We start from the raw sequence: 9,900 nt of genomic DNA, 5'->3' as shown, positions 1-9,900 counted from the left end.
GGAGGTGGGTCAGTTCTACCGGAGAAACCCGGGTTAGTTCCAAGAAAGAATTGGCAAGACGACCATGATCTACACCCACGTACTCAACCGGGGAGGCAAGGGAGTCAAGAGCCCCCTGGACGACTTGTAGAGGTGAAACGATGGTGTCTTATACAAAAACCATATATTACTCCTCCCTAAGGGCTACAGGCTGTCTAATCGCCTGCAATTCAACAGCTTATGCCGTTTCAGGCTACGGGATGTTATGCCGCGATTTTGCGGCCCATAGGTGTTATGAAGAAACCATATAAACATTGCTAGGCATCAAGAAGGAGAATCTATGGCAGATGAGAACGCCAAAAACGAGATTGTAGCGGTCAGTTTGCAGGAGATCACGAGCAAGAATATCAAGGCAATCCTCCGGCTTCGCGTGACCGAGGAGCAGAAGAAGGTCTATCCACGTTCCAATGGGTATTCCATCGCCGAAGGGCACTATCCTGCCGATGATGACCCCGTATGGATGCGAGCCATTTACGCGAACGAAATCCCTGTTGGGTTTCTCATGACATCAGAGGCGCCGGCTCAAGGTGAATACTTTCTATGGCGACTGATGATTGACGCGAAGCATCAGGGTAAGGGGTATGGCTTCCGGGCTGTCGAGTTGCTGGTCGAGCGCATCAAGGCTTCAGGGAATGCGAAGGAACTTGTGACCAGCCACCTCAAGAATGATGGCGACGCAGGCTCTTTCTACCAGAAACTAGGTTTCGTTTACACCGGCGAGATTCTGGAGGGTTGCGATCATCTGATGAGGATGGATTTCTTGCGGGATAAGAATCCGGCTCAACCACAAGAAAGGAAAGCCTAACCAGCGCGTTCAGCGGACTGTAGCCGCTGACGCGCGAGCCGTTATGCGGCTCCCTAAGAGCTTCACCGGTTTCCCGTGACAGGTCGTCATTCAATGCCCAAAACCAGCAAGCGCAACCGAGAACGCGGCCCCGAACTTGAAGAAAGGGTCCACAGTCTACTCAAGCAGCTTGAGAGCATTGGTCTGGTGCGTGACATCAAGAGACCGGATCGCGTAAAGGACTGGCACGGCAACAGACGCCACTTGCATCTGATTTTGATTTGGGGACGGTGCTTGACATTTTGGCAAAATAGCCATGGGGACAAACCTCGGTGCTTGACACTTTGACCAGCCTACGTCTCGAATGACTACGGCTGGCTTCGCATTTTTCTCCTCAAAGACGACAGAATCGTCACTTCCCAGAAAGAATTCTATGGCATCGTGGGGCATGAGTCAACGGTGTTTCGATGTCACTGGCACTCAGCCAGGGGACACAGACACGCCATCACTGACAATCGGAAGCTGAGGAAGATAGTCATACCATTACGCTCTGTAGCTTCTTTTTCAACTCCGAGACAACCGTTTCCAGACTGGGCAGCGGTTGGAGCAATCTTCCGAGTTCGCGTTCCCAATAGGGTCGAAGAACCTCAAGGATGTCTGCAGGGAAGAATTGGTGAGATCCCGCGAACTCTATGTCTTTGAACTCGCATTTCCTTTCAAACAACGTCCTGACGTGCTGGAGATCTATTTCCAGCTCCAAGAGCTTCCAGACATCGTAGTAGTCTCTGCACTTTTGCCTCTCCAAAATGGCTCTCAGTTTTTGCGCAAGAATCTCCTCCACTGTTTCCAGTTTTGTGCTGAAGCCAGGATAGTCTGAATACACTCTTTGCAGTTCTTTCTCTACAACTCGGTCAATGGGCTTCTCTCTGGTTACGTCCACCTTGGCCCAGTTCTTTCCGATGACCGCGTCGTATTGTATCTTCAGTTGCAGGTATTCCGGATTGGAGTACTCGCTCTTTAGCCTGAAATTGATTCCGCTGTTCTCGTGGACTGATTCGAATACTTTGTCGAGGACAGTTACGACCTTTTTGAAATCGGTACCAAGGAATACGAAGTCCAGGTCTTCGGACAGCCTCCAGATCTGAGGAAAGTAGAACTTCGAAAGAGCGGTCCCGCCTTTGAGTACGAGATCGGTGACTCCCGAGAATCCGAACAACAGCCAGCCCAGGACATAATCCTTCTCAATGATCGTGATGGGCAGATTCTTCTCCCTGGCTGTTTCGAGAAGATCTCTCCTATCAATCAATACATCCAACCTTCCTTGTCGATCTCGCAGTTCACCATCAGCCCCCATTTCGAATCGTATCTGCCTCTTCTGGGCGACAGAAGGTCAAGGGGAGGATATCCAGCGGAGAGCTTGACCCCTGTAAAGAGGTGACTGAAGGAGCCCAGCAAACCAGTGACATCGAGAATGTATCCCAGTCTCTTGAGAATCGTCATGTTCCCCATCTTCAGCGCGTGTTCTTTTATCGTGCCCATTTCCAGCTCCTTGTATGAAAAGAAGATGGACCTGGCCACCTCATCAATCCCGCCACTATGCTCTGGATGGTCAAGGCAATCTGTCACAGTCTTCTCTATTGTGGAGATATTCACTTTCCTTGAGTCTATCTCAATCTCAGAGAATCCGAAGAATTTCCTGTTGGAGAGCTTCACGAAGTAGTATCTGGAGCCGGTCACGTCAATTGGTTTCTTGGCTTGTGTGGAGGCTACGAATGTGGTCTTGGGTATCTGACTTGATAGCCCGTGATAGTTGAGCGCAGACCAGAAACCAATGTAGTAGGGGTCCACCAAAAGCGACCCAATGACGAAGTTGTGAAGCGCGAAGCTGTCTGCGCCCCTGACACCCATATCCAGCGGAACGATGGCGTACAAACCTCTCCTAAGAGGCAGGACCCACTTCTTCTGAATGAGAGAGTGCATCACTTTCTTGGCGTTCTCTCCCATTACCGCCCTTGCGTCCTCGATACTGAACACCGCCTTGTCCTGGCGGGCCAGGGTAGAGATGAGAAAGGATTCTCTGTCGGTCAGACCGCCTTTATATTCTCTTGTATTTGGTTCCATTTCTTGGCACTAACTACAATATTATATAAAGACAAAGAATGCAAGCCTTTTTCCTCCTCTTTCTGCCGATGGCGCCGAGCGCCTCGGCCTACTCGGCACTCCCCAAGCCATATGCCTTGAGTCCCGAGGGTATTGAGGCGCAAGCTCCCTTCGGCGGAGTTTATGCTTGGCGAAGCCGAGTGCGAAGGACAAGCGGCTACTCCGAATCCGCAGGAGGTTAGACGTGAAGGGCGAGGAAGAGTTCTTTCAGTTGACCGAGGAAAATTCTGGCGTCTTCAGTGAAAAGCCAGTTGCGGAACTCGTCCCACGTGGCGATAGCCATGGGATTACCTTTTAGAGGGTTTTAGGCGCTCGCGAACGTCGAATCTTAGAAAGAGTCAGTCCTTGAGAGCCTATACCTCCTGAGGATACCTCTACGAAGAGCCAGAGCGCACCGCGAGATCAGTGCCGCTAGAAACTGTCAAAGTGTCAAGTCATGGATCCTTCGAGTATTCGGAGCGTGTCCTTCGGAGCTTGCCAGAGCGAAGGAGGGGGCACCGAGCCCGACATTAGGTTTGTATTTTTCGATAGTGTGTTATCCAAAATGGCAGCCATTTTGGATACCCAACGAACCAAATATGCAAGATGGGTGCATCGCTGTCAGGTGGAAAATCATATTCAGGCCATTTGACCTCTACTCCTTACGAGGATGCCACATGGCCCATAGTACAGGCCAAGTGACACTATTTCGTTTTCTATTCTCGGTTTTTTTGGTCCGGGGGGTTGACAAAACGGAGAATCGGTGTTATATATACCGACGGTCGGTCTAGACTGACGGTCGGTATGTCCAGAGTGAAAATTCGGGAGCAAATGATGGAAGAAAGGACGGAAGACCACCGGGATACCAAGGTGCTGCTGATCGGGGCTGCTTGGGAGCTCTTTGCCAAAAACGGCTACGACGCGACTCCTGTCCAGGCGATCATCGACAAGGCCAGGGTGTCCAAGGGAACATTCTACCACTACTTCTCTTCGAAAGAGGAAGTTCTGAATGCAGTGGTTGAGCGCATGACCAAGGAAGGTTTTGATCAAATCGCGGCATCGCTGCAGGATGATTCGGTTTCGCCCCTCGAGAGGCTCAACCGATTCTTCGCCGCCTCTTGGCGTTGGAAACTTGCGAATATCGGCGTACTAATAGAAGTGGCTCGGATCCTCTACCGCGATGAGAACATAATCATTCGACATAAGATGAATATGAGGACCACGGCTCTGGTCGCACCTCCCTTGGCGAACATCATTGCCCAGGGGGTCGAGGAAGGGGTCTTCGACGTTGCTGACCCTGAAGAAGCGGCAATGTTTATCCTCCATATGGGTAACAGTGTGGGCGAGATGCAGGTTAAGTCGCTCCTGGAACTGGAGGACAAACCTGAGAACATGGCTGTGATGGAACAGCGAATCACCTTATATTTGAAGGCTCTAGAAGGAATTCTCGGTGCCCCGAAGGGGTCCATCGAAGTGGTGGACAAGGATTTCTTTGAAGGAATTTCGCGAGCAATTCGTGAACGGCAATGAGTGGTTTACCAAGAATGGGTGGGAAGCGATGAAAAGGATTGGATTTATGGCACTGAGTGTGTTCTTTCTATGTGTCTCTTCCGTGGTCGGTCAAACCTCAGAACGGGATGCAAAGGATATTGTTGAGCTGGCGGACAAGAAGTTTCGCGGTGAGACGGCGAAAACCGAGATGTCCATGACAATAGTGAGGCCTGATTGGTCGCGGGAAGTGAGGATGAAGACCTGGTCCAGAGGGGAGGACTATGCGCTTATACTGATAACCTACCCGGACCGCGATAAAGGGATGACTTTCTTAAAGAGGAAGAATGAAATATGGAATTGGCTCCCTTCGGTTGAACGTGTAATCAAGATACCGCCTTCCATGATGATGCAGTCCTGGATGGGATCTGATTTCACGAACGACGACCTGGTCAGAGAATCCTCAATAGTCAATGATTACACGCATGAGATTGTTGGTGATTCGATTATCGATGGTCGTGATTGCTATGTGATAGAAGCGACGCCGAAACCGGAAGCTCCTGTGGTCTGGGGAAAAGTGATGATTTGGATCACCAAAGAAGACTACATGCAACTCAGAGGTGAATTTTATGACGAAGACGACGAGCTTATCAACATACTCGAGATGTCGCAGATCAAAGACATGGGAGGAAGAGTGATTCCGACTCTTATGGAGATGATTCCTGTGGACGAGGAAGGGCACAAGACAATTCTTGAATATCGCTCGGTTGAGTTTGACATTCCAATTCCGCAAACGTTCTTCTCTGAGCAAAACATGAAGAGGATCAGGTAGAGGATGGGCATGTACTTAACATTGGCGTGGCGGAATATCTGGAGAAACAAGAGAAGGAGCTGGATTACCATAGCGTCTATCGTGTTCGCGGTAATTATTGCGCTTTTCACTCGGTCAATGCAGCTTGGCTCGTATGCGAAGATGATAGATAACGTGGTCTCTTTCTACACCGGTTACGTACAGATCCATTCAGCAGGATACTGGGAGAAGCAGACGCCAGATGAGAGTTTCATCTACTCTGATTCACTGGCATGGGTAGCTGAACAAACGAAGAACACGACCGCAGTGACTCCAAGACTGGAATCCTTCGCCCTTGTATCTTCGGGAGAGCACACGGCCGGAGCTATAGTCATCGGCATCAACCCGGTGAGTGAAGACCGGATCACGGCTCTGAGCAGAAAGGTCACCGAAGGCGAGTACCTGACAGCGGATGATCCCGGAATACTGCTGGCCGAGGGAATGGCAAAGCGGCTGGGTGTCGGCACTGGGGATACTGTCGTACTTCTAGGTCAGGGGTATCATGGGGTGACAGCCGCAGGAAAATACCCGGTAACAGGAATTGTTACTTTCCCTTCTCCAGACCTGAATTCAACCATGAGTTATCTGTCTCTTAAGGAAACGCAGTTCCTGTATGGGGCTTACGGCAGGGTGACTGCCATTGCAATAATGATAGACAATCAGAAACATCTCTCGGCGGTAGTGTCCGAACTGAAGAAAAGATTCGATGAAGCATATGAGGTGATGTCGTGGGATGAAATGCTGCCAGAGCTGGTCCAGATGATAGAAGCTGACAATGCTGGTGGGATAATCATGCTGTGGATCATATACATGATCATCGGCTTTGGTATTCTGGGAACCGTATTGATGATGACCCTGGAGCGGACACGCGAGTTTGGTATGCTCATCGCCATTGGCTTGAAGCGAATGCAGCTGTCTTTCATTCTCTTCCTCGAAAGTACAATGCTCTCGCTTATAGCCGTTGCCACAGGAATAGCGCTTGGTATTCCACTGTTGGTTTACATGTATTACCATCCTATTGTGTTTAGTGGGAGGATGAAAGAGGTTATGTTGAGTTATGGCTATGAACCCATCATGCCCTTTTCGCTGGATCCAATGATCTTCTGTGTTCAGGCATTGGCGGTGTTCGTTGTCGCAATCCTTGCCACAATCTACCCCATGGTCCGAACCCTCAGGCTGAGACCAGTGAACGCTCTGAAGACCGGATAGAAGGGAGGCAAACACGCTCTGGTCAATTGCGTGGAGGAATGCCTGGCGTAATAAGAAGCGCAGCAGTGTGATCATCTGCGCCGTAGCCTTCGGGTTGTGGGGTGGGTTGTTGTACATGTCGCTCAACCTGGGCATGGGTGAGCAGATGATTGAATCAGCCATAGAAACTCGCCTCTCGCACGTACAGCTTTTCAAAAAGGGATTCTATGCTGACAAGGAGATCAATAAGACCATTCCTTCCGGCAGTGAGTTGCTCGGAAAGATTCGCCAGATGCAGGAGGTCGAAGCAGCCGTCGGCCGAGTGAAGGTAACGGCAATGGCCGCGTCTCCAGTTACAGGAACTGGCGTCATGATTCATGGGGTTGTGCCGGAAGATGAGCACAGCGTCACAAGGATCCACGAGATGCTCACCCACGGGACCTATTTTGAAACCGACAAGCAGAACCCCGCGGTCATCGGCGCCAAACTGGCAGAGAAGCTTAAGACTAAGTTAGGTGCTAAGATCGTGTTGACCGCACAGGCGCTCGACGGAGATATCACAGCGGGGGCTTTCCGCGTCGTGGGGATATACAAAACCCCATCGTCGGTCTTCGATGGAAGCGCCGTGTTCGTCAAGAAGGCAGACATCGATAGGATTCTTGGACTTGGCGGTCGGATTCACGAAATAGCGATAATGGCACGGGATTCAGAAGGTATTCCCGATTTTGCTGGGAAGCTCGAAAGGTTGTCTCCCCAATTGGAGGTATTGACATGGGGCGAGTTGGCACCTGAACTGGAATATACCAAGGAGGCGATGAGTCAGTATCTATACATATTCATGATAATCATTCTTCTTTCGCTCGCCTTCGGGATAGTCAATATCATGCTTATGGCTGTGCTCGAGCGTGTGCGTGAACTGGGTGTCTTGATGGCTGTTGGTATGAAGCATGGAAGAATTTTCGCTATGATAGTACTCGAGACCGTTCTTCTTGCCATTTCAGGTGGGATTATCGGCATGGGGCTGGGAGCGGCGTCTATAGCATATTTGGGCCGAACAGGTATTGATCTATCGATCGTTTCCAAAGGATTGGCCAGTTTTGGTGCAAGCGAGATATTGTACCCACAGATGGCCTTGGCTGAGTATCCCAAGCTTTTACTCCTGGTCATAGTTGTTGCAGTATTGTCTGCCATCTATCCGGCAATCAAGGCGGTAAAGATAAATCCAGTAAAAGCTATAAGAACCTACTAATGATTGCAGGAAGCGAGGTGCACGATGCCCGTAATAGTGACTGAGAAGATAACAAAAATATACGACGAACACAGAGTCCCGGTAAGGGCGTTGAATGGGGTCGATCTTGGCATTGAACCGGGAGAGTTCACAGCTATCGTGGGGCCATCAGGTTCAGGTAAGACGACTCTGATGAACATAATTGGCGGGCTCGATGGCCCGACATCAGGCAAAGTCTTCATCGATGAACATGATATCACCGGTATGAGACAGAACGCGCTCATAGAATTCCGGTTGAATCACATCGGTTTTGTGTTTCAGGCATTTAATCTAATCCCGGTGCTTACGGCAAAGGAGAATGTCGAATTCATAATGCTCCTGCAAGGGAAACCTAGGAAAGAGCGGACCGAAAGGGCTGTTGAGTTACTAAAAGATGTTGGGTTGAGCGAGTTCATCGACCGAAGACCTTGGGAGCTCTCTGGTGGCCAGCAGCAAAGGGTCGCAGTCGCTCGCGCACTCGCCTCTTTTCCATCGTTTGTGCTTGCGGATGAACCGACCGCAAATCTGGACAGTACCTCAGCTGGCAATTTGCTCGACATAATGGAGGAGATGAATCGTACCAGAAATATGACTTTCATATTCTCGACACATGACGCCCGTGTGGTCGAACGGGCAAGAAGAGTGGTGACACTGAGAGACGGAGAAGTATTCTCTGATGAGAGAATGTCAAAGGCTGAATAGAAGAGTCTTTTTCCTGGTTGCTTCTTTACTGCTACTCGCTTCCTTTCGCGCCTTCGCTTCATGGGATGAATACACCCTACGCGGATATGTGAAGGATCTCGTGGGTTTGCACAGAACGGACCCCCACCTCGTCGAGCCGGGGTTGCGGCTGAGCAACACTATTCACGCAAGACAGAACCTGAGGTGGTATCCAACCTATACTCTCACGGGCGCGCTGGAGGTGAAGACATGGCTTGCTGCTCTCCTTATTGAGAATGAAGCAATGGATGGCATTGAGCCCGTTGCAGAAGGCGTGCCGGAGTTTGGCCAAGCTCGATATTTCGACTGGTCGTGGACCCCAATAGACCAGGAAGACGTGACTCTCATGACCACAATAGATCGGGCCTGGGTAGACTGGTATGCTGGCCAGATTCAGGTGACTGCTGGCAGGCAGCGGATTGCCTGGGGAACTAATCTGGCGTGGAACCCGATTGACCTGTTCAATCCCTATTCTCCCCTTGACTTCGATAACGAGGAAAGACCCGGGACAGATGGGTTGCGGTTTCAGTACTACACTGGTCCCAGTTCAAAGGTTGAGGTCGCGGCAGCTCCGGTTGAAGAGTTCGAGAAGAGCGTTACAGCGGCCCTGGTCAAGATCAACAGGTGGCGCTACGATCTTCACTTTCTTGGTGGACGCAGAGGGAGGGGCACGGTGGTTGGCACAGCTTGGGCAGGACAGATTCGAGGCGGCGGATTTCGCGGAGAGGCGCTATACACGTACCCTGATGAGGATTCACACATTCCTGAACCCTACCTTGTGGCGGGAGTTTCAGGTGACTATACCTTTCCGAACTCGTTTTACCTGCTTGGAGAAGTACTCTTTAATCAGCGCGGGACGACCGGTCCTGCTGGCGGCTTGCATTGGGCCACAGCTATTGCAGAAGGTGAATTGACACCCGCTAGAACCTCTCTTTTCGGTCAGGTGGCTCTCAACATCACACCCCTCATCCGCGGCAGTATTTCCGGCATCCTGAATCCACATGATCGTTCCTGGTACATCGGCCCCTCGATTGACCAGTCACTCGCTACAGATTTGGATTTTACAGCAATAGCCCTGATCTTTGGCGGCGACGAAAGGACCGAGTTCGGCGACCTAGGCCAGATGCTCTTCCTCCGCCTGAAGATGTCGTTCTGAAAAACAGCCATCAGCCTCTGGAATCCCAAACCCCTGGAACCACAGATTAGCACAGATTATCACAAGATTATTTTTCTGGTCGGGGTTCAGCCATGAGGATGTGGTTTGAATCTGTGTAAATCTTGTGTAATCTCGTGGTTTCAAGGGGTCCGTGTTGAACCTCTATAACCACAGATTTACACAGATTATCACAAGATTGTTTTTCTGGTCGGGGTTCAGCCATGAGGATGTCGTTTGAATCTGTGTAAATCTTGTGTAATCTCGTGGTT

At 50.5% G+C, this 9,900-nt stretch carries 9 protein-coding genes; 7 read left to right on the top strand and 2 right to left on the bottom strand.

The window, feature by feature from the left end; genetic code table 11:
- Nucleotides 1–319 precede the first annotated feature (319 nt).
- Nucleotides 320–844: a GNAT family N-acetyltransferase gene (locus E3J62_06690; protein ID TET45698.1), complete on the top strand. Its 525-nt coding sequence runs from the start codon at nucleotides 320–322 to the stop codon at nucleotides 842–844.
- Nucleotides 845–1,358: 514 nt separating this feature from the next.
- Here E3J62_06690 and E3J62_06685 read toward each other — a convergent pair.
- Together E3J62_06685 and E3J62_06680 are read right to left on the bottom strand one after the other, a co-directional pair.
- A complete protein-coding gene (locus tag E3J62_06685; GenBank protein ID TET45697.1) occupies nucleotides 1,359–2,177 on the bottom strand; it encodes a nucleotidyl transferase AbiEii/AbiGii toxin family protein in 819 nt (272 codons plus the stop codon).
- Nucleotides 2,126–2,944, bottom strand: a complete 819-nt coding sequence (locus E3J62_06680) for a hypothetical protein (GenBank protein ID TET45696.1) — start codon at nucleotides 2,942–2,944, stop codon at nucleotides 2,126–2,128. The genes E3J62_06685 and E3J62_06680 overlap by 52 nt, the downstream gene beginning before the upstream one ends.
- A gap of 762 nt (nucleotides 2,945–3,706) precedes the next feature.
- Here E3J62_06680 and E3J62_06675 point away from each other — a divergent pair.
- The 6 genes from E3J62_06675 to E3J62_06650 all read left to right on the top strand — a co-directional run bounded on the left by E3J62_06675 (nucleotide 3,707) and on the right by E3J62_06650 (nucleotide 9,631).
- The gene (locus E3J62_06675) at nucleotides 3,707–4,492 is read left to right on the top strand and encodes a TetR/AcrR family transcriptional regulator (protein TET45695.1); all 786 of its coding nucleotides are present in this window, start codon (nucleotides 3,707–3,709) and stop codon (nucleotides 4,490–4,492) included.
- A 28-nt stretch (nucleotides 4,493–4,520) separates the two neighbouring features.
- Nucleotides 4,521–5,282 (top strand): outer membrane lipoprotein-sorting protein, encoded by a 762-nt coding sequence (locus E3J62_06670; GenBank protein ID TET45694.1) that lies wholly within the window; start codon nucleotides 4,521–4,523, stop codon nucleotides 5,280–5,282.
- A gap of 3 nt (nucleotides 5,283–5,285) precedes the next feature.
- Nucleotides 5,286–6,509, top strand: coding sequence for an ABC transporter permease (locus E3J62_06665; GenBank protein TET45693.1), 1,224 nt, complete (start codon nucleotides 5,286–5,288; stop codon nucleotides 6,507–6,509).
- A gap of 67 nt (nucleotides 6,510–6,576) precedes the next feature.
- Complete coding sequence (locus E3J62_06660; GenBank protein ID TET45692.1) at nucleotides 6,577–7,737, top strand: ABC transporter permease; 1,161 nt, start codon at nucleotides 6,577–6,579, stop codon at nucleotides 7,735–7,737.
- Between the two features lie 24 nt (nucleotides 7,738–7,761).
- Nucleotides 7,762–8,457, top strand: a complete 696-nt coding sequence (locus tag E3J62_06655) for an ABC transporter ATP-binding protein (GenBank protein TET45691.1) — start codon at nucleotides 7,762–7,764, stop codon at nucleotides 8,455–8,457.
- Nucleotides 8,432–9,631, top strand: a complete 1,200-nt coding sequence (locus E3J62_06650; protein TET45690.1) for a hypothetical protein — start codon at nucleotides 8,432–8,434, stop codon at nucleotides 9,629–9,631. Before E3J62_06655 ends, E3J62_06650 begins: the two co-directional genes overlap by 26 nt.
- The last annotated feature ends 269 nt before the right edge of the window (nucleotides 9,632–9,900 follow it).

The sequence above is a fragment of the candidate division TA06 bacterium genome (genome assembly GCA_004376575.1).
Lineage (GTDB): Bacteria > Hydrothermota > DG-26 > E44-bin18 > E44-bin18 > E44-bin18.
The sequence above is the reverse complement of the archived record's forward strand: the minus strand, read 5'-3'. Positions and strand labels throughout refer to the sequence as shown.

Coding starts and splice junctions, on each gene's coding strand:
- E3J62_06650 (TET45690.1), top strand. CDS start 8,432: ATGAGAGAATGTCAAAGGCTGAATAGAAGAGTCTTTTTCCTGGTTGCT.
- E3J62_06690 (TET45698.1), top strand. CDS start 320: ATGGCAGATGAGAACGCCAAAAACGAGATTGTAGCGGTCAGTTTGCAG.
- E3J62_06655 (TET45691.1), top strand. CDS start 7,762: ATGCCCGTAATAGTGACTGAGAAGATAACAAAAATATACGACGAACAC.
- E3J62_06680 (TET45696.1), bottom strand. CDS start 2,944: ATGGAACCAAATACAAGAGAATATAAAGGCGGTCTGACCGACAGAGAA.
- E3J62_06665 (TET45693.1), top strand. CDS start 5,286: ATGGGCATGTACTTAACATTGGCGTGGCGGAATATCTGGAGAAACAAG.
- E3J62_06685 (TET45697.1), bottom strand. CDS start 2,177: ATGGGGGCTGATGGTGAACTGCGAGATCGACAAGGAAGGTTGGATGTA.
- E3J62_06670 (TET45694.1), top strand. CDS start 4,521: ATGAAAAGGATTGGATTTATGGCACTGAGTGTGTTCTTTCTATGTGTC.